Source organism: Corynebacterium tapiri (assembly GCF_006334925.1).
Taxonomy (GTDB): Bacteria; Actinomycetota; Actinomycetes; order Mycobacteriales; family Mycobacteriaceae; genus Corynebacterium; species Corynebacterium tapiri.
The window spans coordinates 35133-58222 of record NZ_VDHJ01000003.1 but is presented as its reverse complement, the minus strand read 5'-3'; the positions used below and the strand labels follow the sequence as shown (position 1 = coordinate 58222).

Below are 23090 nucleotides of genomic sequence, written 5' to 3'. Positions count from 1 at the left end.
GAGATTCCTTACCGCCCGTTAGGCGAATTAGTAATGAACCTCGACCGGAAACGCGTGCCCGTCAAAGCTTCAAACAGGCGGCAGGGCCCCTACCCTTACTACGGTGCGAGTGGGGTCGTGGATTTCGTCGACTCGTACCTATTTGAGGGCCTCCACCTACTCGTAGCTGAGGATGGCGAGAATCTCCGGAGCCGTAGGACCCCTGTCTCTTTCTTGGCCGACGGCCAATTCTGGGTAAATAATCACGCGCATGTGCTTCAGGCTAATAACGCGAATGACACGAAGTTCTTGTGTTACGCCCTCGAAGCAGCCGACATTTCGGGCTATATTACTGGCTCTGCACAGCCCAAACTGAGCCAGGCCTCCCTGTCCGCCATTGAGGTACCGGCCCCTCCGTTGAGGACTCAACAGGCCATCGCTGCGACGCTTGGCGCGCTCGACGACAAGATCGAGTCGAACCGACGGGTAATGGCCACGGGGGAGTCTCTTATCCGCACGATCGTTGAATCTACGCTCGGTGCCTCCGAGGGTGAGGCTGGGACCCTGAGCGATTATTGCACGCTAGTGAAGTCGCCAGTGAAAGTAGAAGCGATTGACCCTGCCGCCAATTATATCGGTCTTGAACACATGCCTAAAGGATCGATTTTCTTGTCAGAATGGGATAGAGCTAAGGGGCTCGGGAGTAATAAGACTGCTTTTAAGCGAGGGGATCTCCTCTTCGGCAAGCTTCGCCCGTACTTCAAGAAGGTCGGTATTGCTCCGATCGATGGCGTGTGTTCGACTGACATCTTGGCAGTTCGTCCGAACGATCCTCGCGACATTGCCTTGATAGCAGTCGTCGCAGCATCCGACGCGTTAATTGACTCCTTGTCAGCAGGATCTACTGGGACACGGATGCCTCGTGCGTCGTGGAAAGATCTCGCAGCGTGGCGGGTTCCGGTCCTTTCCGCCACTGAGCGAATCGAGCTATCTGCCCGCGTAGACCCACTTGTCGAAAGCCTCACGCAGTTGACGTTCGAGTCTCATCGCCTCGCCGCTCTTCGCGATGCACTCTTGCCCGAACTGCTCTCTGGTCGGCTACGAGTTCCGGTGGGGACACCATGAGCGCATCGCGCCTGAGTACGGCTGATCTCCGCATCGTTGAGCAGGTTCTCGACATGGGGAGTGGCTATGTCCTCGACTTCAGTAACCGCACCTTCGCTGAGTTCTTTGCTGATCTCGATGTTGAGATTGAGCCTGAAGAGACAGGTCTCTCGAAAGCGAAGCGCTTACGGGCTTTCCTCCGTTCTGCGCCAACGGCGGAATGTGCGCGTGTTCTCCATGCACTTCTCGAATACAGAGGCGAGAAAGACGGAGACGATCAACGTGGCTCGATCGACAAGTATCGCGTAATCGTTTCACGGTTGGAGGGCGTCGCCGTTCCGCTGAGCGCAGCGCCAGTCGCACCGAACGTCCTTACGCTGGCGTATGTCCGTGAGCTGTCCGACAAGGCCGAGCGCCGTCTCGCGGCCTCTGACCTAGAAGGGGCGATTACAGTGTCGCGCACCTTGGTCGAGGCGGTACTGGAGCAGCTGGAGCTTCGTTTGACGGGTCAGAGCGGGAACTATGCTGGAGATCTTCAGCGTCAGTACAAGGCGGTCGCAAAGATTCTTCGGATCGATGACAAAGACGACCAAGTCGACGAAGGGTTCAAGCAGATCGCACGCGGCCTGGTCCAGATCGTCAACGGTCTGGCAACGATCCGGAATATGGCGAGTGACGGACATGCGCGTCATGTGCAGCCACAAGATCGACATGCGCGTGTAGCGGTGAACTCGGCGAAGACCGTCGCTAGCTTCCTTGTCGAGGTCTACCTAGCAAAAACGCGGCACACCGACGTCGGTTACCGCAGCGAGGAGCGCTGAATGAGCACCTTCAACGAGAACGTCGTCGAGCAGGCCGCTCTGGAGTACTTCGCCGAGCTGGGTTACCGACGGTTGCACGGCCCTGACATCGCGCCAGGAGAGCCTGGCATTGAGCGGGATTCGTATGAGGACGTCGTGCTATGGGGGCGTGTGCGTGACGCACTTCGGCGGATAAACCCTGCTGTGGACGTCGCGCTGATCGCAGAAGCTGTGAAGACACTTCAGCGTGCCGAGTCACAGAGCCCTATCGACGAGAACGCTCGCCTGCACAAGCTCATCACGGAAGGAATACCGGTTGAGCATCGTGGGGACGATGGTCTACTACGGACGATGCGCTTGTGGCTCGTGGACTTCGAGGAGCCGGAAAACAACGACTGGGTGGCTGCCAATCAGTTCACGATCGTCGAGAACGGCAAAAACCGCCGCCCCGACGTACTCGTCATGGTCAACGGGCTCCCGCTCGCGTTGCTGGAGCTGAAGAATCCTGCCGCTGAGCACGCGACGCTGAAGTCGGCATGGAACCAGGTGCAGACCTACCGACGCGACATTCCCTCAGTGTTCGTCCCCAACGCAGTCACCGTGATCTCAGACGGCACTTCGGCTGCGATGAGTAGCTACTCGGGGGCTTTCGAGCACTACGCGCCGTGGAAGACCATCGAAGGTCGTGAGGTCGTCAGCGATCGGCCAGCACTTGAGGTCCTCATCAAGGGTGTGTTCGAGCCGAAGCGTTTCCTGGACCTGCTGAAGAACTTCGTCGTGTTCAGTGACGAGACAGTCACCGACAAGTCGACAGGACAGCCGACCCGGGCACTCGTGAAGCGTGTGGCCAAGTATCACCAGTACTGGGCGGTGAACGCGGCTGTCGAGTCAACTGTGCAGGCTTCTCGCCCCGACGGAGACCGTCGCGGTGGCGTTGTGTGGCATACCCAGGGGTCAGGCAAGAGCTTCGAGATGGTGTTCTACGCCGCGAAGATCATGCGTGATCAGCGCATGGCGAACCCGACGCTGGTGTTCATCACTGACCGCAATGATCTCGACGATCAGCTCTTTGGGGAGACCTTCGCGCCAGCGCGGATCCTGCCGGAAGCGCCTGTACAGGCGACGACCCGCACCGACCTGCGAGCGAAGCTCAAACGCGCCTCGGGTGGCATCGTTTTCACCACGCTGCAGAAGTTCGCCCCTGGTGAAGACGGTGACATCAACCCCGTCCTTACGGACCGGCGCAACGTGGTGGTGATCGCTGACGAAGCGCACAGGAGTCAGTATGGCTTCAGCGAGACCCTCGACCGACACGGCCGTCTGAAATCGGGCCTGGCGAAGCACATGCGCGATGCGCTGCCTGGAGCGACCTACCTCGGATTCACCGGCACTCCGATCGAGTCGAACGACAAATCGACCCGTTCAGTGTTCGGCGACTACGTGGACGTCTACGACCTCACGAGGGCCGTTGAGGACGGCGCGACGGTTCGGATATTCTACGAATCTCGCCTGGCCAAGATCGATCTGTCAGAGACCGATCTTGCTGCCCTGGACGACCTCGCAGATAAGATCACCGAGACCGTTGAAGAAGACACGGCCACGGCGGCGAAGTCACGATGGTCACGCCTGGAGGCGATCGTCGGCGCGGAGTCTAGGTTGGAGCTGGTAGCTCGCGACATCGTGGAGCACTGGGAGAAGCGGCGAGAGTCGCTGTTCGGCAAGGGCATGATCGTGACCATGAGTCGCCGAATCGCGGTGCGGCTCTACGAGAAGATCGTGGCGCTGCGACCCGACTGGCACTCAGATGATCCTGCCAAAGGCAAAATCAAGGTCGTCATGACGGGCTCGGCATCTGATCCTGCGGACTTCCAACCTCACATCCACTCGAAGGACGTGCGCAAGGACCTCAAGCTTCGGGCCAAGAACGCTGGTGACCCTCTGGAGCTGGTCATTGTCCGTGACATGTGGTTGACCGGCTTCGATGCGCCGTCGATGCACACGATGTATGTCGACAAGACGATGCAGGGTGCGGGACTCATGCAGGCTATCGCCCGCGTGAATCGGACTTTCCGCGACAAGCCCGGTGGTCTGATCGTGGACTACATCGGAGTGTTCGCCAATCTGCAGACGGCGCTGGCCGAGTACTCACCGTCGGACCGTGATCAGGCTGGTGTGCCGATCGATGAGATGGTGCAGGTGATGCTGGAGAGGCACGACATCGTGCGAACCCTGCTGCACGGCGTTGACTACGATTCCTCACCCGAGCTGTCGGCATCTCAGCGGTTGAACGAGTATGCCAAGGTCCTGGACTTCGTGATTGCTGACCCGGATCGAACATCGAGGTTCAACAACCAAGTACTCGCTCTGGCCAAGGCTTTCGCGCTGGCGGGTGCTCGGGACGAAGCAGCGGCAATCAGGAACGATGTTCGATTGTTCACTGATGTGCGGGCGGCGATTCTGAAGATTCAGAACCCTGATTCCGGTCGTGGTGGTGTTGGAACCGTCGAGATCGACACTGCACTCGGTCAGCTGCTCAACGAGGCCGTGGCCGCCGACCAGGTAGTCGATGTCTACAAACTTGCTGGAGTGGAGTCGCCTGAAATCTCGATTCTCAGCGATGAGTTCCTGGACTCGCTGGCAGAGAAGGACAAGCCGAATCTTCAGATGGGGCTGTTGCACCGACTGCTAAACGATCAGATCAAGACGGTGCAGCGAACGAATGTTGTGCAGGGCCGGAAGTTCTCCGAGATGCTTGATGAAGCCGTCAACCGGTATACTAACCGTTCCCTGACGACCGCTGAGGTCATTGCTGAGCTGGTAAAGCTCGCCAAGGAGTTGCGTGACACCCAGCAGCGCCACGAAGAACTGGGGCTGCGCGAGGACGAGATCGCGTTCTACGACGCGGTTGTGCAAAACGATGCTGCGGTGCTGGAGCTCGGTGATGAGACGCTCAAGGCGATCTCCCGTGAGCTGGTGAAGTCGGTGCGTCAGTCTGCAACGATTGACTGGAACTTGAAGGAGTCGGTACTTGCTGCGATGCGTTCGAAGGTTCGTCGCATTCTCGCCAAGTATGATTACCCGCCCGATGCTGAGAAGAAAGCGATTGAACTCGTCTTGGAGCAGGCGGAGGTGTTTGCCTCAACAACAGCTGGATGATCAACCCCGACGGGGATGTCTGCTGCCTAGGGGATAACGCTCTCTGCATTGTTGGTGTTCGTGCCGATCGGATATCTCGTGATCGACTAGGAAGACAATCAGGCGTACTCCAAGGAACACATGTTCAACCGGTCCCTTATGAAGTCAGAGCCCGAAGACTGGTGACTCCCCGAAGCCCCTTCAAGGCAGGAGCGGGCGTAGAGACGGAGAAATCTGGCGACTAGCTGGATTTTCACTTCACAGCCACCTCACTGTCCCCACTGAGATATTTGTAGAACGTAGTCAGTCCGATCCCGAGCCGACGGGCCACCTCAATTTTTGGCATTCCATCAGCCGCCCACTGATGAGCCTGGTCCACCTGGGCGTCAGTAAGCACCTTCGCCCGACCCTTGTAAACCCCGCGCACCTCCAGGCGCCAGCCGTTGACGGCCTTGTCGGCCTTGGTGACCACCCATTCCTCGTCGCGGATCTCCACCGACATGCCAAGGGAGAAGTAGGTGGAATCGGTGATGGATGAAGCAGGTGCGGTCATGGCTTACAGAGTACTGCCAGGAATGCACGCGAGTTATTCGTTTGCGGGGGTGTACCCCCGGTGTTCGAAGCAGGTCAGCCGCGTAATCTCGCGGGCGTGCAGCGCGTTGAGCTGGGCTAATGCTGCGGCGTCCTGTGCGTTTACGGCCGCGTACAGGTGTTCTATGTGCGGCCAGTGCAGATGCATGGAATGGAGTAGCGCGTCGAGGGCTTGGCGGCCGTGCCCGTGGCCGCGCTGATCGCGCTCGACCACCACCGCTCCGAGCTCCGCCACAGTGGTGCCCTCGTGGTGGGTGGCCTGGGCCAGCGCTAGTGCTCGGCCCGCGCTGTCACGCAGCAACACGATGAGATCGCGGTCGCGCCGATCCAGCAGGCGTTCTCGGGCACCGCGTAGGCGTTCGGCGTCCCAGCGGATGGGCTCGGTGACGAGCTTGCCGGTGTCCTCGTCCTCGGAGAAGATGCTCAGCAGCCGGCAAACATCGTGTGTGTGCTCTCCACAGTCCAGGTCTCGCAGAACTGAGTGCTCCGTAGCAGCGCCGAGCTGCACGGCGGAGAGATCCACCACATACTGCGCCACGGTTACTTGCTCTTCCCACTCGCCACCCGGCGCGCGATCCGTCCACCACTGCAGACGCACGCGCCCAAATAGAGGCGCGGCGTGCAAAGAAGCGTCGATAAGCGCCTCAGTCACCTCGCGCGCCTCCGGCTCCAACTCCTCGCCCGGCAGGGGCAATAAGTCAGGAGCGAGCACCACATCGAGCTCGAGTGTGTCCGTGTCCTCCAACAACGGCAGGGTGAGCCACACGAACCCGAGGGCATCTGCCTCACCACGCACCACGGGAAGGCCAAGCTCGCCAAGATCCCCCAGAGAAGGTGCTTCCAGCGCGGCGAGCAAGACGGCGCGGGACTCGTCGGAACCCTTGAGCCGCGTAATCACGCGCTCGATGTCCACTGAGGCCGCCGCGTCACCCGTGAGCTCCTGGGCGGCCAGATTGGAGGAGAAGACGAAGGTGCGCAGCAGGTCGCACTCTGCTGCCGGAACCTGAACCAGGTGCACTAGTTCACCGCGGCGCGCGCAGCGGCAGCGAACTGCTCCCATTGCTCGGCCTGAGCGCGCAGCTCGGCGGCCTTGGCGGCCTTGCCCTTGGCCTCGGCAGCCTCTGCCTGGGCCTTGAAGTCCGCAACCTTGGCCTCAAACTGGGCCACGCGCGCCTGAGCCTCCGGGTCGGTGCGACGCCACTGCGCGTCCTCGGCGTCGGCAACGCGCTTTTCCACCGCGGCGATCTTGTCCTCGTACTCGCGGACCTGGTTACGCGGCACGTAACCGATCTCGTCCCACTTGTCCTGCAGCTCGCGCAGCTTGGCCTTCGCAGCACCCAGGCCCTTGGCGGGATCGATCTGGGCGTCGTACTCGGCCAGCAGCGCATCCTTGGCCTCGGCGTTTGCAGCAAACTCGGCGTCGCGCTCGGCGTTGACCTTGTCGCGCGCACCAAAGAAGGCATCCTGGGCGGCGCGGAACTTGGCCCACAGGGCGTCATCGGCCTCGCGGGGAGCGCGTCCGGCGGCCTTCCACTCGCTCATCAGGTCGCGATACGCGCGGGCGGTCTCGGACCAGTCGGTGGAGGCGGACAGGGCCTCGGCACGCTCGACCAGCTCCTCCTTCTTGCGCTTGGCGGCTGCGCGGCCGCGATCGAGCTCGGCGAAGTGCGCTCCGCGGCGGCGGTTAAAGCTATCGCGGGCACGCGAGTAGCGCTTCCACAGCGCGTCGTCGGTCTGACGATCAATGCCGCGGATGGTCTTCCACTCATCCAGGATCTCGCGGATACGATCGCCCGCGGCCTTCCACTCGGTGGAGTTCTCGGCGATCTCCTCGACCTCGGCGGCCAGCGCCTCCTTGCGAGCAATCGCCTCGGTGCGGCGGCGCTGCTTGTCCTGCTTCGCCTGCTCGCCGGCCTCAATGGAGTGGTTCATGACCTGCTTCAGGCGCGCTTCCAGCGAGTCCACGTCCCCGACCACGGCAGCAGTGGGCAACCCCTCGAGCAGTGCTGCGGCCTGCGTGCGGATCGCCGCCGCCTCACTCGGGTTGGCCTTCACGCGAGCCTCGAGCAGCTCCACCTCGGTGGCCAGATCCGCAAAGCGGGCAGAAAAGTGCTTCAGGCCCTCCTCCGGGGAACCAGCCTGCCAAGAGCCCACGGCACGCTCGCCACTCTTGGTCTTGAGGTACACCGTTCCGGACTCATCCACGCGGCCGAACTCCTGCGGGTTAGCAGTTACCGGTGCTGCCACCGGCACCGGGCGAACACCGCTCGACCCTGGCTTGGGGCCCGGTTTCGGACCTGGCTTAGGGCCTGGCTTGGGCCCCGGCTTCGGGGTCGAGGTGGGCTGGTTCGGTTGCTCAATGGTCATGGTTAATTAGTCTCTCACAGTCGATACACGTGCAGGCTGCGGGCAGTCTCGAACCAATATATACCGCCCCGTAGTCTTAACACCTGTGATTCGCCCCCTCGTCATCGTTGGTCCCACCGCCTCCGGAAAAACCGCGCTCAGCCTCGAGCTTGCCAAACGCACCGGCGGCGAGATCATCAACCTCGACAGCATGCAGATGTACCGCGGCATGGACATCGGCACTGCCAAGCTGCCAGTCAGCGAACGCCGCGGCATCCCGCATCACCTCTTCGACGTCCTGGATGTGACCACCACCGCCTCCGTCGCGCGCTACCAGGAAATGGCCGTTGAGGCGGCCGAGGAGATCATGGCGCGCGGGGTTCGGCCCATCTTCGTGGGTGGGTCCATGCTGTACTACCAGGCGCTTATCGACGACTTCGCCTTCCCGCCCACCGACCCAGCCGTGCGCGCCCGTTATCAGGCCAGGCTCGAGGAGATCGGCGTGGATGCGCTGCACGCCGAGCTGGCCCAGGTCGATCCGGCCGCGGCCGAGGTGATCGAGGACAAGGATCCGCGCCGCACCGTGCGCGCGCTCGAGGTCATCGAGCTCACCGGCAAGCCATTCGCCGCCTCGCAGCCGCCCAAGGACGCCCCGCCGCGTTGGAACGCCCAGGTCATCGGGCTGGCCACGGAGGCTGAGTGGTTGAATCCGCGCATCGAGCAGCGCACCAACGAGATGTTTGACTCGGGGTTTGTGGAGGAGGTGCGTGAGCTCGTCGATAAGCGAGGGCTCGTTGCCGATTCCACCGCCGGCCGCGCGATCGGCTACGCGCAGGTGCTGCAGGTTCTGGCTGGTGAGATGAGCGAGGCTGAGGCACGCGAGAAGACCACCACCGGAACGCGGCGCTACGTGCGCCGGCAGCGATCGTGGTTTAAGCGCGACCCGCGGATTACCTGGATTGATGCGAGCGGTGACGTCAGTGCTCAGGCTTTAGCGGCGCTGCGATAAGGGCTTCGAGGCCGGACTTGAGGGTGTGCGCGGAGTAGCTGTTCAGCGTGGAGTGGACGATGATCCCGGCCAGGTAGGTGTGCACCGCGGGCGTGATCTCGCGGGCGATGGCTTCCGGGTCCGTAGCACCGCGGTGGGCGTACCAAGCCTGGAGATAGTCGATGAGCGCTGAGGTGATGGCGTCCTTGAAGGTGCTCGATTCCGGGAACTGATCCTGATGCGCCGCAGCATACGCCCACACCTGGAGGGCGGGGGCCTGCAGATCGCCCTCGCCGAAGCTGCGATTAGCTAGGTCGGTGAGCACGTCGGCGGGATGGGAGAGTGGCGTCGCAGCGGCTGCGGCCTGGAGGTAGCTGACGCGCTGGTCATGGAGCACCCTGGCGGTGGTGGCCAAAAGCTCCCGCTTGTTGGTGAACTGCCCGTAGATGCCGCCTGCTGAGAGCCCCGATTCGGCGATGACGTCGCCCATGGACATCTCGGCGATGCCCTTGCGCTGGATCACGGCGATGGTGGCGTCGAGGATCTTGGTGCGCTGGGCTTGACGTCGCTCTTCGGTGATTTTCGGCATGACCCGATCATAGAGAGCGAACGTTCGTTTTGACAATCCCGGAATGCGAGCGCATGATCTCCAAACAGAAAGAACATTCGTTTTGAGGAGGGGATATGTCCACCGCCGCAACACCACCCAAGAATGAGCCCACCTCGTGGCTCAAGACCACCCTGACGGCACTGATTCCAGTTGCCATCGTGAGCCTCGTTGTGCTGGCCTTCCTGTGGCCGGCCTACACCGCCGAGCCCCACGGCATCGACGTTGACGTGGTCGCCAGCGAGCAATCCTTCGCCGCCTTTGAAGAGCAGGCCGAGCAAGCCGCCCAGGCGCAGGGCCAGGAGATGCCCTTCGAGCTGCACCGCGTGGACACCCGCGAAGAGGCGATCGACAACATCAAGCACCGCGACGCCTACGGTGCCTTCGTCCTTCCCACTGAGCCCGGAGCGTCCCTTGAAGCGCTGACCGCCCCGGCAGGCGACGCCGCGATCACCGGCATGATCACCGACACCGCCCAAGGCATGGAGAAGGCCCGCATCGGCCAGGCAATCCAGCAACACCCTGAGATGGCACCGCAGCTGACCGGCCAGGCCCTGCAGGGTGCGACGATCACCGAGGTCGTGCCGCAAAGCGCTGGCGACCCGCAAGGAATGGGCTTGAAGCTCGCCGCGCTCCCGCTGACCATCGGCAGCATCATGGGAGGTGCTCTGATTTCGCTCCTGATCCGAGGTACGTGGCGCCGCGTGTGGGCAGTCGCTCTGTACTCCACCGTTGCCGGATCCCTGCTGCTGGCCATCATCCACAACGGATTCGGGTTCCTGCCAGAGGCAAACTTTGCCATCTGGGGCGCGCTGACTCTGAGCCTGGCAGCCACGGTCTCCCTTATCACCGGTCTGACTCATCTGATTGGCAAGGCGGGCATCGGCGTCGGCGCGGTACTCACCATGCTCCTGGGTATCCCACTTTCCGGAACAAGTTTGCCCAGCGCATTCCTGCCTGGTAGCTGGGGCGAAATCGGTCAGCTCTTTGTCCCAGGCGCGACCAACACGCTGATTCGCGACCTCACCTTCTTCCCCGAGGCCTCCACCACGCACCCCTGGCTGGTGCTTTCTGGCTGGGTCGCGATGGGATTTGCCTTCCTTCTTTTGGGGCACGCTCGCAAGACCAAGGCAGATGGGGACTCGCGCTAGCATTGCTGGCATGACTGCACGGATTTTTGCCAAGGGCCACGGTACGGAAAACGACTTTGTGATCATCCCCGATGAGCACGGGGAGATCGACTTAAGTCCCGATACCGTGGCCTTTTTGTGCGACCGCCGCGCCGGCATCGGCGGCGACGGACTGCTGCGCGTAGTGCGTGCCAAGCACGTTGACGCCGAATGCGATCCCGAGCTGTGGTTCATGGACTACCGCAATGCCGACGGCTCGATTGCCGAGATGTGTGGCAACGGCGTGCGCGTCTTCGCGCATTGGCTGGCGGTGGAAGAGGGGCTTCAGGGCAGCTTCCGCATCGGTACCCGCGCCGGCGAGCGGGAGGTGACCGTGCACTCGGCTACTGAAAGCGAGGCCAGCGTGACCGTGGGCATGGGCGCCGCGGAGGTCACCGGCGTGTCCACTGCGCTGATTGGCTCGCATCACTTTGCCGGCCTCGGTGTGGATGTGGGCAATCCGCACCTGGCGTGCGTGGTTCCGGGCATGACCGCATCGGACCTGGAGGCCCTCGAGCTGGTCGCCCCCGAGTTCGACCCGGAGTTCTTCCCGGCGGGCGTGAACGTCGAGGTGCTCACACCTCTCGAGGACGGCCGCGTGCACATGCGCGTGTGGGAGCGCGGGGTGGGCGAGACCCGCTCTTGCGGAACCGGCACGGTGGCTGCCGCTCGCGCCGCGCTTGCCGACGCCGGCCAGGCAACCGGAAGCGTGACCGTCGTCGTTCCCGGCGGCGAGGTACAGGTCACCATCGAGGATGAAAACTGCACCCTCACCGGCCCCTCGCGCATCGTGGCGCGCGGGCACTTGGTGGTTTAAAAGGCGTCGATAAGCGAGCTAGCTACAACCGCAGCTGCCGCCGCAGCCGCCACATCCGCCGCCGACGGGGGAGAGCACCATGGCGGTCATCACCGCGGTGCCGGCGATAACCGAATCCTTGGCCGGTAGCTGCGGGCTATCGGGCAGGCAGACGTCGAAGGGGAAAGCCCCGTCGACGATGGCGTGGATAAAGCGCTGGCCGGTGAGCTGGTTGTGGCGGTACTCGGCCTCCAGCACGCGGGCAGAGAACTGGGCGGCGGCATCGGGTGCCGAGCTCCCGTTGCCCGCGGCCACGACCTGCGCGCCCTCCGAGAGCAACATGCCCAGAGGCTGGCCGGTCTGCGCCTCGTAGGTCTGGGCGCTCTCGTAGACGGCGTGCTCAATGGTCAAAGCGGTAATACCCAGCTGCTGCCATTCCTGGGTGGGCAGCTCTGCCAGCAGTGGACCCTGTACCAGGTTGGCGGTCACGGCGGTCATGACCTTGCCGCGCGGATCGAGAACTTCGCAGAACGCGAGGACGTCGTTGAGCATGGTCACATTGCCAAACGTCTGGGTCTCCGCCTGGAAGCCCGCGAAGGTGGCAAAGGGCTCGACGGCCAGAATGGTGATCAGCGCGCCGGAGGCGTCGCCGTACTGAACGAGCTGGCCCCCGTTTAGTTCACCGATCACACTCAGCTGGTTGGTGGCGATCGCCGCCTCGACGGCCTCCTGCCACGTGTCAAAGCTCATGCCCAGGCTATGCAGATCCCTACTCATGGGGGCTAAGTGTATCGCTGGGGTGTGTAAACGTGAGATGATGGGCCGGTAATGACGAATACTGAAGATTTCCGCCCCGCCGACCGCGAGCGGGAGCGCCTGATTGACCGAGCCCTGCGCGATACCGAAAGCGCACCGGTGACCGGCTCCGAACCCACCGTTGGCGACCTTGACCTCGCTGAACGTAACTCCTTCCGCCGTGTGACCCGCGAGACGGACATTCGCGCCGAGGACCTCGACGACGGCTACGAGGTCGAGTACCGCAAACTCCGCCTCGAGCGCGTCATTTTGGTGGGCGTATGGACCACCGGCACCAGCGCCGAAGTCGACGCCAACATGAACGAGCTGGCCGCCCTGGCAGAGACCGCCGGCGCCGAAGTCGTGGACATGCTTTACCAAAAGCGCGACAAGCCCGATTCCGGCACCTACATCGGTTCCGGCAAGGTCGAGGAGCTCAAGGCGATCGTGGAATCCACCGGTTCGGACACCGTGGTCTGCGACGGCGAGCTCTCACCCGGTCAGATGATCGCGCTGGAGGACAAGCTCAAGACCAAGGTCATTGACCGCACCATGCTCATCCTGGACATCTTTGCCCAGCACGCGAAGTCCAAGGAGGGCAAGGCGCAGGTCGCACTGGCCCAGATGGAGTACCTGTACACGCGTGTGCGCGGTTGGGGTGGCAACCTCTCACGCCAGGCCGGCGGCCGCGCCGGTTCCAACGGTGGTGTGGGTCTGCGTGGTCCTGGTGAGACGCGCATCGAGGCCGACCGTCGTCGCCTGCGCCAGGAAATGGCCCGCCTGCGCAAGGAACTCGCCGGCATGACCACCGCGCGCGAGGTCAAACGCGCGGCGCGCCGGGAGTCCGTGATCCCGCAGATCGCCATCGCAGGCTACACCAACGCGGGCAAGTCCTCGCTGATCAACGCCATGACCGGCGCGGGTGTACTCGTGGAGGACGCTCTCTTTGCCACCCTGGATCCCACGACCCGGCGCGCGGAGCTTACCGACGGCCGCCAGATCGTCTTCACCGACACCGTCGGCTTTGTGCGCCACCTGCCCACCCAGCTTGTGGAGGCCTTCAAGTCCACCCTCGAGGAGGTTCTGGGCGCCGACCTGATACTGCACGTTGTGGACGGCTCCGATCCCTTCCCGCTTAAGCAGATCGAGGCCGTGAACAAGGTGATCTACGACCTCGTGCGCGAGACAGGGGAGGAGGTGCCCGCCGAGATCATTGTGATCAACAAGATCGATGCCGCCGACCCCGTTACGCTGGCTCACCTGCGTCACGTGCTGGATAGAGACAACGTTGTGTACGTGTCGGCCGCGACCGGCGAGGGCATCGACGAGCTGACCACCCGCGTGGAGCAGTACCTCAACTCCTTGGATGTGCGGGTCAACGTGCTGGTGCCGTTTACTCGCGGTGACGTGGTTTCCCGCCTGCACGAGGTGGGCACCGTGTTGAGCGAGGAATATGGCGAGCAGGGCACCTTGGTGGACGTGCGTTTGCCGCAGCGAGTCGCCAGCGAGTTGGCCGAATTCGTGGTGGAGGCCTAGGGCAGTACATAATAAGGGTCTGTGAAATCTTTTGGTTGGACCCTGCATGGCGATGGCACGACCATTGCCCCCGGTGCCGTTGTTGCTCCGGATGAACGTTTGAGTTGGCCCCGCACAATCAGTGTGGGGCTTCAGCATGTGGTGGCCATGTTCGGCGCCACCCTGCTCGTGCCCACGCTGACCGGTTTCCCGGTGAACACCACCCTGCTGTTCTCCGGCCTGGGCACGCTGATCTTCTTGGTGATCACCGCCAATCGCCTGCCCAGCTATTTGGGCTCTAGTTTTGCGTTTATCGCTCCGCTGACTGCCAGCCAAGGGTCGGGGATCGGTGCGCAGCTGGGTGGCGTGCTGGTCACCGGTGTGGCGTTGATGCTGGTCGGCCTGGTGGTGCACGTGGCTGGCCGGCGCGTGTTGGATGCCGTCATGCCGCCGGTGGTCACCGGTGCGATCGTGGCGTTGATTGGCCTGAACTTGGCGCCCGCAGCGACCGGGAACTTTCAGAAGCAGCCGTTGATCGCCTTTGTGACTCTGGCAGCGATCCTGGCATTCACCGTCTTTGCCCGCGGCCTGCTCTCTCGCTTGTCCATCCTGCTCGGCGTGATCGTCGGCTGGTTCTTCGCGGCGCTTGTCGGGGGAATCAGCGACGAGTCTCGCGCAGCCATCGCCGACGCTCCTTGGGTCGGCCTGCCCACCTTCCACGCGCCAGAGTTTCACTTCCCGGTCATCGCGGCCACGCTGCCTGTACTCATCGTGCTGATCGCGGAGAACGTCGGCCACGTGAAGTCGGTGTCCTCCATGACTGGGCGCAACGTCGATGACCTGTCTGGTCGTGCCTTGCTTGGCGACGGCCTTGCCACCACCCTCGCCGGAGCCTTCGGCGGATCGGGCACCACCACCTACGCGGAGAACATCGGCGTCATGGCCGCTACCCGCGTGTACTCGACCGCCGCCTATTGGGTAGCTGCCTTCTGCGCCATCGCCCTAGCGTTCGTGCCCAAATTCGGTGCGCTGATTCTGACTATCCCCGTCGGAGTTCTTGGCGGGGCAACTCTGATGCTCTACGGCATGATCGGCCTGCTGGGTGTGCGGATCTGGATGGAGAACAAGGTCGATCTCTCCGACCCGGTCAACCTCTCTGCCGCTGCTGTTGCCTTGATCGCCGGAATCGGCAACCTGACCCTGCCGGTATTTGGCGTGGAGCTCGAGGGCATTGCCTGGGGCTCCATCGGGATATTGGTGGGCTACCCGCTGGTGCGCTGGGCGTACGACAACGTCGGCGAGGGGCGGGCCGAGCCGAAATAATTCTGCCCGGAATCACCGCCGACGCAGCCCCACCAGTCCCACCCGTAACACGATTGTTGGGTGCGGGCCTTGAAAATCCTTCGGCTCGACACCTGGAGTCCTCCGACGAATCGCGACCTGGGGTTTTAGGCCTGCAAACACCTCCAGGTGTCGAGCCGAAGGGATTTCGGAACTCCTCGGCAGCACACCTGGTCGACCGGAAGAAAACCGTCGCGCTTCCGGTCGACCAGACCCGTCGCTCCGGAAGTAGCGACCTGGGGTTTTAGGCTCTCCAGCTGCGACCGTGGTCGACCGGAAGGAGACCGTCGCGCTTCCGGTCGACCAGGCCCGGTTGGTGGAGGTGCTCTAGGCTTCGGGTCGTCACCAAAACGCCCGCCGCGATACGCGACCTGGGGTTTTCGGACCGCCGACCCCTTTTACTGACGAGCCGAAAGAATCCAAGCCCGGACCGAACTCAGCAAAAAACCGGCCCCACCAAGTACAAGGTGGAGCCGGCTAAGCAAGCGAAAAGTGCTTTAGGCGTCGAGATCCTTCTCGATCAGCGCAGCGATCTTCTCCACGGCGTCAGCGTTCTCGGAGGTCACGGTAACCTCGTCGCCCTGCTCGGCGCCCAGAGCCATGATCATCAGGGAGGAGGCAGCGTCGGTCTCCTCGTCGTCCTCGCCAGCCAGGGTGAGGAAGATGTCCTCGTCGAACTCCGAGGCGGCCTCGGCGATGACGGTGGCCGGGCGGGCGTGGAGGCCGACGGAGGAGCCGACCTTAACGGTCTTGGAAGCCATGAATGGTCCTTTCGAAGAAGACGAAACGTTTCTGGGTCACACTTTAGGCGTTAATCGCCTGTGGGTCACCCTGCCTGGTCATCGCGCGCAGAGCCTTGTTGGGCCATAGCTGCTTAAGCGCCAGGACAGCCACGGTGGAAACCACGGTGCCGGCCACCAGGGAGAGCAGGAATCCCCACCAGGGGCTGATGGCCAGGATGACGAACAGGCCGCCATGCGGGGCGTGTGAGCCGACCCCCAAGGCCATAGACACAGCACCGGTCGTGGCACCACCCAGCATCATGGCGGGAATCACGCGCAGCGGGTCAGCTGCAGCGAAGGGGATAGCGCCCTCCGAGATGAAGGACAGCCCCAAGAGCCAGGCGGACTTGCCGTTTTCCTGCTCGGCAGGCGTGAACAGGTTCTTGCGCAGGAAGGTCGCCAGCGATAGGGCGATTGGCGGCACCATGCCAGCGGCCATGACGGCGGCCATGATGCGCATTGAGGCTTCATCACCCGTCGACAAGCCCGCCGTGGCAAAGAGGTATGCCGCTTTGTTCACGGGACCTCCGAGATCCAGGCACATCATCAGGCCCAGGATGATGCCCAGGACGATGGCCGAGGAGCCGGACATAGAGTTAAGCCAGGAGGTCAGGCCGGTCATGATGCCCTCGAGCGGGCGGCCGAGCAGCAGGAACATGATGAGGCCGACGGCCAGAGAGGTCACCAGCGGGATAATCACCACGGGCATGAGGGAACCCACCACGCGCGGAACCTTCAGCGAACCGATAGCAAGCGCGATCAGGCCGGCGATGATGCCGGTGACCAGACCGCCGATAAAGCCGGCGCCGAGCAAAACAGAAATTGCACCGCCGACAAAGCCGGGCGCGATGCCCGGACGGCCAGCCAGCGAGAAGCCGATGAATCCGGAGAGCGCCGGCACGATGAACTGCATGGCCATCTGGCCGGTGCCGAACAGGACTGCGCCCAGATAGAGCCACAGGCCGGCGCGATCGAAGCTGTAGGTCTGGCCGTCGGCAACGATGTCGGAGCCCGGCAGGTTTGTCAGAGAATGCGTGGTAAGAACCTGCTCCCACACGTTGGCCACCTGCGAGCCAGCCACCAAGAAGCCGAAGGCCAGAAGCAACCCGCCGGCGGCGACGAACGGGATCATGTAGGACACGCCCGTCATCACGGCTTGCTGGATGCGCTTGGCCCAGCTTTCTTCCTTGGACGAAGCGCTCGACTCGCTCGCGGCACTCGCGCCGGCGGGCACGCGCTTGGCGTCGGGGTTCTTGGAGGCGGCAATCGCCTCATCGAGCATCTGGTTGGGCTCGTTGATTCCGCGCTTGACCGGCGACTGGATCACCGGCTTGCCCGCAAAGCGCTCGCGGTCGCGCACGGCCACGTCGACGGCGAAGATCACAGCGTCGGCGGAGTCGATGACGGACTGCTCGAGCGGGGTGTTTCCGGAAGATCCTTGGGTTTCCACGTGGAGGGTGACGTCGTCACGCCCCTGCGCAGCCTGGGCGAGCGCGTCCGCCGCCATGTATGTGTGCGCGATGCCGGTGGTGCAGGCGGTGACGGCGACGACTGTGGTGCGTCCCGTGGGCGTCGCGGGCACAGCGGCTGGAGCGGCGGCCTTGGGGGCGGGGTTTAGGACCTTATCGACGATCTCCACAACCTCCTGCTCAGAAGCTGCCGCCCGCAGCTGCTCACGCACATCGCCCTTGACCAGGGCGCGGGCGAGTTTGGACAGGATCTTCAGGTGCTCCTTGCCGCCACCGGCGGGTGCGGCGATGAGAAAGACGAGTTCAGAATCGCCGTCCGGGCCATTGAAATTCACCCCTCGGCTCAGGCGCGCGAAGGCCAATGAGGGCTGGGTGACGGACTCGACGCGGCAGTGGGGGATGGCCACCTGTCCGGGGACTCCGGTGCCGGCGGACTCCTCACGCGCGATGGCAGCCTGGGCGAGCTCCTGTGGGTCGGTGGTACGCCCCTGCTCGGCAAGTAGCTCGGCGAGGCGGGTGATCACGCTGGTATGCGTGGATCCCAGGTCGCTGTCGAGAGCGACCAACTCTGGGGTGATGATGGGGTCTGACATAGCTGAGCCGTCCTTACAGGGCCTGGGTGGTTACGGAGATCTTGTCGGCATCGGCGGGTGCCGGGAGGTGGGTTCCGCTTAACGACGCTGCTGCTGACCCATAGGCTACGGCGCGAGCTAGGCACTCGTCAGGCGAAAGGCCAGCAAGCCGGGCCAAAAGGTAGCCGGCCAGGGAGGAATCGCCAGCACCCACGGTCGAGCGGACCTCGACGGGGCCGGCCTGGGCATGCCAGGCGCCCTCGGAGGTAACCAGCACGGCACCATGTCCGCCGAGGGTAGCTAGGACCGCACCGACTCCGCGAGAAATGAGGTGACGGGCTGCGGTAACGACGTCGTCAAGGGACTCCACGGGCGTGTTACTCAGTTGGGCCAGCTCGTGCTCGTTGGGCTTGAGCACGTCGACGTGTGCCTCATCCAGGTGTGTGCCGAGTGCCTGCAGCGGAGCATCCGAGGTATCCACCGCGATAAGAGCCTGCGGGCACTGGCGGTGCAGTTGCGCGCTGGCTGTGACGTAGTAGTCGATAGCCAAACCGGGAGGCAGGGAGCCAGCCAATACGATCGCCTGGGCGTTGGCGGCGGCTGAGGCGGTAGTGCTGATGAGTTGGTTGGCACAGGCGTCGGAAAGCGCGGCACCGGGGCCGTTGAGCTTGGTTGTTTCGCCATTGGCGTCGGTGACGGTGGTGTTTACGCGGACCTCGCCGGTGGAATCGACGCGGCGGGCGGCAATCCCGGTGGCGTCGACCAGGGGCACGAAGGGGTCGTGCTGCGAGGCTGGAAAGACTGCGCACGTTTCGGTGCGGGCGAGGTGAGCGGCGCGGGAGACGTTAATTCCCTTGCCGCCTGCGATGCGTTCGACGGAGGCCGCGCGATTGACCTCGCCGACCTGGAGGCCTTCGGGTATGTGCACGGTGGTGTCGATGCTCGGGTTGGGAGTACAGGTCACGATCATCGTGTGAGTCCTTGGGGCTCGTAGAGGTCGGTATGGCTACCCTCACATAATTGCCCGAACATGTTGGAAAGTCAACGTTTCCTGCCTGGATGCTTTTGCTTTCGTGGGCTGCAGGTTTGGAAAGGTTGGGATAGTGACGGGTGGCACAGAGCGGCGATTCCCGTTATCACCATGACTGGTAGGTAGACTTTGCCAGAACAATCTTTGCGGATGACTCTGACAATGAGGGGACACCACTCGTGAACAACGCTACAAGCAGCCTGAACGTCGCCGTCAAGGGAACCGGAGTGGTTCCTGGCGTGGCCTTCGCCCCCGCGGTGTGGGTGCGGCCCCGTCCTGCTCTGCCTGACGCTGGTGCGCCGGTTGCCGAGGACGCCCGCGAGGCCGAGTTCGCCCGCTTCACCGAGGCTGCCGACGCTGTGGCACAGCGCCTGGCCGAGCGCGCAGAGAACGCTGATGGCCACGCCGCCGAGGTGCTCACCGCGACCGTGGGCATGGTTCGCGACCGCGGCTGGCGAAAGACTGTGCGCAAGAACGTCAATACCGGTCAGCGCGCCGAGTACGCCGTCGTTGGCGCGACCGACAAGTTCGTGACCATGTTTGAGGCCGCCGGCGGCCTCATGGCCGAGCGCACCACCGACCTGAAAGACGTGCGCGACCGCGTGATCGCTCAGCTGCAGGGCACCGAGGAGCCGGGTCTGCCGAGCGTTGATCGCCCCTCGATCCTGTTTGCCGACGACCTCGCTCCGGCCGATACGGCCGACCTGAACACTGACATCTTCGTCGCCCTGGTCACCGAGCTTGGCGGGCCGACCAGCCACACCGCGATCATCGCGCGCCAGCTCGGTGTGCCCTGCATCGTTGCTGCTGGCAATGGTCTGCGTGACATCCCGGCTGATCGCCCTGTGCTTGTCGACGGTGCTGCCGGCGCCATCGTCACCGAGGTCGACGAGAATGTGGCCAACGAGCTGGTGAAGGAATCTCAGGAGCGCGCCGCACGCATCGCCGCCTGGCAGGGCCCCGCCCAGACCAGCGACGGCCACCGCGTGCAGTTGCTGGCCAACGTGGCAGACCCCAAGGCGGCCCGCGCAGCTGCCACCACCCAGGCAGAGGGCGTGGGACTGTACCGCACGGAAATGAGCTACCTGTCCACCTCCTCTGAGCCGAGCGTGGAGGAGCAGGCCAAGCTGTACGGCGAGGTCTTCGCCGCGTTTGGGGACTCCAAGGTCGTCGTGCGCACCCTCGATGCCGGCTCCGACAAGCCGATCGCCTACGCCACCTTCGAGGATGAGGAGAACCCGGCTCTGGGCGTGCGCGGCGTGCGCATTGCCCGTGACAATGAGGGCCTGCTGACCCGCCAGCTCGATGCCGTGGCTCAGGCAGCTGGCGAGCGTGCCGAGGGTGCCACTACCTGGGTCATGGCCCCGATGGTCGCTACCGCCGACGAGGCCAAGTGGTTTGCTGGACTGTGCGCCGAGCGCTCACTGACCGCTGGCGCCATGATCGAGGTTCCTGCTGCAGCCCTGCTCGCAGAGGAAATCATGCCGCACCTGGACTTCGTGTCCATCGGCACCAACGACCTGACCCAGTACACCATGGCCGCGGACCGCCTCTCGCCGCAGCTGGCCTACCTGACCGATCCGTGGCAGCCGGCAGTCCTGCGCCTGATCGACATGACCTGCCGTGCCGGCCAGCGCCACGAGGTTCCGGTGGGCGTGTGTGGTGAGGCAGCAGCTGATCCGCTGCTGGCCTGCGTGCTCACCGGTATGGGCGTTAACTCGCTGTCGGCTGCGGCAAACGCACTGGCCGGTGTAGGTGCCCAGCTGGCAGAAGTTTCCCTGGAGACCTGCCGCGCCATGGCCCAAGCGGCCCTGGCAGCGACCAGCGCCGAAGACGCTCGTCGCGCAGTCTCTGCCGTTCTGGATTAATCGCCAGCGGGTGCCTATCCGCGTGGAGTAGGCACCACCACGACCTCGATCTCGCGCTCGCGCAGCGCGTCGAGGTATGACTCGGGGGCTTGGTCATCGGTGATGACCACATCGATCGACGAGGTCGGGGCAAAGCTCACCAGGTAGTCATTGCCCAACTTGGAAGAGTCGCACAAGACGACCACCTTGTGGGCATTCGTCACCATTGCGGACTTGACCGAGGCCTCTTGGGAATCCGCAGTGGAAAGCCCGTGGTCCAACGAGAGCGCGTTGGTGCCAATAAACGCGACGTCCGCGCGCATCAGTGCCAACGTGCGCAGCGCCGTGTCGCCAACCACGGCCTGTGTGATCGCACGAACGCGCCCGCCGAGCAACTGAACCTCGGGAACTTCCTGCGCAGCCAGGCTCAGCGCAATGGGCAGGGAGTTGGTGACGATCGACCAGCCCTGTACCGCTGCACGCTCCGCTGCAATATCCGCCAACGCGCGAGTGGTGGATCCGGAATCCAAAAAGAACGCGCCCCGTGCGGGAGGTAGGAAATCTGCGGCCGCTCGGGCAATAGCCATCTTGGCGGGCTGTGCGGAACGGCTACGCGTATCGAGCGAAAGCTCAGAAGTCCGGAATGACTGAGTTGCTACAGCGCCACCGTGCACGCGATTAACCAGGCCCTCATGGTCGAGAACGGCGAGGTCGCGTCGAATGGTCTCGGCGGTGACGTCGAAACGCTGAGCAAGTTCGGCGACACTGACGCGTCCTTCTACGGAAGTCAAAGACGCAATCTGTCGGCGACGTTCCTCGGCGTACATGGTGGGCTTTACCTCTTCCACACTTAAGAGCTGGCAAACATAACGCCTCTATCTTGCCGTCAACCCCACGGATATTGTTGGAGAAACGTGTGGAATTATGCCCGATTACCCCTGAATGGGAGGAGTAGGGGGATTAGAGGCGGCGGAAAACCGACACGACCTTGCCCATGATCTCGGCTTCATCGCCACGAATGGGGTCGTAATCTTCGTTGTGGGGCAACAGCCACACACCAGAGCTATCGCGGTGCAGCTCCTTAACGGTGGCTTCACCGTCGAGAAGCGCGGCGACGAACTCACCCTCTTCGGCAACCGGCTGTGCGCGCACGATGACCCAATCTCCGTCCATAATGCCGGCTAGTTTCATGGAATCGCCCACGACTCGCAGCATGTATAGCTCGCCTTCACCGACGATGTCCGCTGGCATCGGGAAGTAACCGTCGACCTCCTGCTCAGCCAAAATCGGGGAGCCGGCGGCAATCTGCCCCACCACGGGAATGTAGCTGGGCTGCGAGGCGTCCTGCGGAATTGAAGAGTTCTTCTCTGGGGCAGGGGCCTCGGCCGGTGAGTCATTGAGATGCCGGATGTCCACAGCGCGCGGCTTGTTCGGGTCGCGCCGCAAGAACCCCTTCTTTTCGAGCTCATTGAGCTGATAGGCGACCGAGGACGTGGACTGCAAACCTGCAGCATCGCCGATCTCACGGATGCTGGGAGCGTATCCACGCAGCACCACGGCGTCACGGATAACTTCCAGAATGCGCTTCTGGCGGGGCGAAAGTGTCGTGATGTCAGGCTTCTTGCGGGGGTTACCCATGGGGTCCGTCCTTTGATCGGTGAGGTCTCGGCGTATCGCCTCAGAGGCGTTATCGATAAGCGGGATTATGTGGACTGATCTCTTTTCTAGCACACCTTACGCCTCTGTGTTCGATTCATTCGAACTTGGTGTGGACAAACGTTCGAACCTCTGTTAACTTTCGAACATACGAACACATTCGAACATGTGAACGTATTTCCCGGAGTGCTGTCGAGACCACTCGATACATTAGGGGAACTCATACAGGAAAGGATCATCCAATGACTATCGCTACCACCTCTAACCGTCGTACATACCCTGTTTCCCAGCCGTCCTACTGGGATGTTCCAGTCAGCCCAAACACTGACGTGGATCATTCGAACGTGCGAACGCTGCGTCCGGTACAGCCTATGGCTCTGCGTGTGCCAATAGACGACCATTCCACTAGAGATCGAGTCGAACGCTGGCGCGAGAATGCCCGCACGTGGCTTGTTGGTGCAGCAGCAGGCTTCGTAGTGTTCACCGGCATGGTCGTAGGCGCAGACCTGGGCGCGGATAACAGTGCACCAACCCAAACGGTGACTGCGGTAGCTGGGCGTTAGTCCGT

The 23090-nt window shown here is 63.0% G+C and carries 20 protein-coding genes; 10 read left to right on the top strand and 10 right to left on the bottom strand.

What is annotated here, in order from left to right:
• Positions 1 to 33: 33 nt before the first annotated feature.
• From FHE74_RS02430 to FHE74_RS02420, 3 genes are read left to right on the top strand one after another with little or no spacing between them, the layout of a single operon-like run.
• On the top strand, positions 34 to 1104 hold the full coding sequence (locus tag FHE74_RS02430) for a restriction endonuclease subunit S (protein WP_139464857.1): 1071 nt from the start codon (positions 34 to 36) through the stop codon (positions 1102 to 1104).
• Entirely contained in the window at positions 1101 to 1904 is an 804-nt protein-coding gene (locus tag FHE74_RS02425) for an abortive infection family protein (protein ID WP_139464855.1), read from the top strand. The genes FHE74_RS02430 and FHE74_RS02425 overlap by 4 nt, the downstream gene beginning before the upstream one ends.
• The gene (locus FHE74_RS02420) at positions 1905 to 5039 is read left to right on the top strand and encodes a type I restriction endonuclease subunit R (RefSeq protein ID WP_139464854.1); all 3135 of its coding nucleotides are present in this window, start codon (positions 1905 to 1907) and stop codon (positions 5037 to 5039) included. It begins immediately after the preceding gene.
• 232 nt (positions 5040 to 5271) lie between these two features.
• Here the strand turns inward: FHE74_RS02420 and FHE74_RS02415 are convergent, their stop codons facing one another.
• The 3 genes from FHE74_RS02415 to FHE74_RS02405 are packed head-to-tail and all read right to left on the bottom strand — an operon-like array spanning position 5272 to position 7976.
• Positions 5272 to 5571, bottom strand: a complete 300-nt coding sequence (locus FHE74_RS02415; protein ID WP_139464853.1) for a helix-turn-helix domain-containing protein — start codon at positions 5569 to 5571, stop codon at positions 5272 to 5274.
• 33 nt (positions 5572 to 5604) lie between these two features.
• On the bottom strand, positions 5605 to 6627 hold the full coding sequence (locus tag FHE74_RS02410; RefSeq protein ID WP_139464851.1) for a GNAT family N-acetyltransferase: 1023 nt from the start codon (positions 6625 to 6627) through the stop codon (positions 5605 to 5607).
• Complete coding sequence (locus FHE74_RS02405; RefSeq protein WP_139464849.1) at positions 6627 to 7976, bottom strand: DUF349 domain-containing protein; 1350 nt, start codon at positions 7974 to 7976, stop codon at positions 6627 to 6629. The genes FHE74_RS02410 and FHE74_RS02405 overlap by 1 nt, the downstream gene beginning before the upstream one ends.
• An 88-nt stretch (positions 7977 to 8064) precedes the next feature.
• Here FHE74_RS02405 and miaA point away from each other — a divergent pair, with 88 nt between their 5' ends.
• Positions 8065 to 8964, top strand: coding sequence for a tRNA (adenosine(37)-N6)-dimethylallyltransferase MiaA (miaA, locus tag FHE74_RS02400; protein ID WP_139465129.1), 900 nt, complete (start codon positions 8065 to 8067; stop codon positions 8962 to 8964).
• Here the strand turns inward: miaA and FHE74_RS02395 are convergent.
• A complete protein-coding gene (locus tag FHE74_RS02395) occupies positions 8933 to 9532 on the bottom strand; it encodes a TetR/AcrR family transcriptional regulator (protein WP_139464847.1) in 600 nt (199 codons plus the stop codon). The genes miaA and FHE74_RS02395 overlap by 32 nt on opposite strands.
• 95 nt (positions 9533 to 9627) lie before the next feature.
• On the opposite strand from FHE74_RS02395, the gene FHE74_RS02390 reads away from it, so the two are divergent.
• Both FHE74_RS02390 and dapF read left to right on the top strand, forming a co-directional pair.
• Positions 9628 to 10701: an ABC transporter permease gene (locus FHE74_RS02390; RefSeq protein ID WP_139464846.1), complete on the top strand. Its 1074-nt coding sequence runs from the start codon at positions 9628 to 9630 to the stop codon at positions 10699 to 10701.
• Between the two features lie 10 nt (positions 10702 to 10711).
• Complete coding sequence (gene dapF, locus FHE74_RS02385; RefSeq protein ID WP_139464844.1) at positions 10712 to 11536, top strand: diaminopimelate epimerase; 825 nt, start codon at positions 10712 to 10714, stop codon at positions 11534 to 11536.
• Positions 11537 to 11554: 18 nt separating this feature from the next.
• Here the strand turns inward: dapF and FHE74_RS02380 are convergent, their stop codons facing one another.
• A complete protein-coding gene (locus FHE74_RS02380) occupies positions 11555 to 12292 on the bottom strand; it encodes a hypothetical protein (RefSeq protein WP_139464843.1) in 738 nt (245 codons plus the stop codon).
• A gap of 51 nt (positions 12293 to 12343) precedes the next feature.
• Between FHE74_RS02380 and hflX the strand changes: the two genes are divergently transcribed.
• Both hflX and FHE74_RS02370 read left to right on the top strand, forming a co-directional pair.
• The gene (gene hflX / locus FHE74_RS02375) at positions 12344 to 13846 is read left to right on the top strand and encodes a GTPase HflX (RefSeq protein ID WP_139464841.1); all 1503 of its coding nucleotides are present in this window, start codon (positions 12344 to 12346) and stop codon (positions 13844 to 13846) included.
• Positions 13847 to 13867: 21 nt separating this feature from the next.
• Entirely contained in the window at positions 13868 to 15148 is a 1281-nt protein-coding gene (locus tag FHE74_RS02370; RefSeq protein ID WP_139464839.1) for a uracil-xanthine permease family protein, read from the top strand.
• Between the two features lie 515 nt (positions 15149 to 15663).
• On the opposite strand, the gene FHE74_RS02365 is transcribed toward FHE74_RS02370, so the two are convergent.
• From FHE74_RS02365 to FHE74_RS02355, 3 genes are read right to left on the bottom strand one after another with little or no spacing between them, the layout of a single operon-like run.
• Positions 15664 to 15927 carry an HPr family phosphocarrier protein gene (locus FHE74_RS02365; RefSeq protein WP_139464838.1) on the bottom strand — a complete coding sequence of 88 codons (264 nt, stop codon included), beginning with the start codon at positions 15925 to 15927 and terminating at the stop codon, positions 15664 to 15666.
• A 43-nt stretch (positions 15928 to 15970) separates the two neighbouring features.
• On the bottom strand, positions 15971 to 18010 hold the full coding sequence (locus tag FHE74_RS02360) for a PTS fructose transporter subunit IIABC (protein WP_139464836.1): 2040 nt from the start codon (positions 18008 to 18010) through the stop codon (positions 15971 to 15973).
• 13 nt (positions 18011 to 18023) lie between these two features.
• Complete coding sequence (locus FHE74_RS02355) at positions 18024 to 18959, bottom strand: 1-phosphofructokinase family hexose kinase (protein WP_139464834.1); 936 nt, start codon at positions 18957 to 18959, stop codon at positions 18024 to 18026.
• Positions 18960 to 19198: 239 nt separating this feature from the next.
• Here FHE74_RS02355 and ptsP point away from each other — a divergent pair, with 239 nt between their 5' ends.
• Complete coding sequence (gene ptsP / locus FHE74_RS02350) at positions 19199 to 20887, top strand: phosphoenolpyruvate--protein phosphotransferase (protein ID WP_139464832.1); 1689 nt, start codon at positions 19199 to 19201, stop codon at positions 20885 to 20887.
• Positions 20888 to 20901: 14 nt separating this feature from the next.
• Here the strand turns inward: ptsP and FHE74_RS02345 are convergent, their stop codons facing one another.
• Both FHE74_RS02345 and lexA read right to left on the bottom strand, forming a co-directional pair.
• A complete protein-coding gene (locus FHE74_RS02345; RefSeq protein WP_139464830.1) occupies positions 20902 to 21693 on the bottom strand; it encodes a DeoR/GlpR family DNA-binding transcription regulator in 792 nt (263 codons plus the stop codon).
• 133 nt (positions 21694 to 21826) lie between these two features.
• The gene (gene lexA, locus FHE74_RS02340) at positions 21827 to 22504 is read right to left on the bottom strand and encodes a transcriptional repressor LexA (protein WP_139464828.1); all 678 of its coding nucleotides are present in this window, start codon (positions 22502 to 22504) and stop codon (positions 21827 to 21829) included.
• A 260-nt stretch (positions 22505 to 22764) separates the two neighbouring features.
• Here lexA and FHE74_RS02335 point away from each other — a divergent pair, with 260 nt between their 5' ends.
• Positions 22765 to 23085: a DUF1757 domain-containing protein gene (locus FHE74_RS02335; RefSeq protein ID WP_139464826.1), complete on the top strand. Its 321-nt coding sequence runs from the start codon at positions 22765 to 22767 to the stop codon at positions 23083 to 23085.
• The last annotated feature ends 5 nt before the right edge of the window (positions 23086 to 23090 follow it).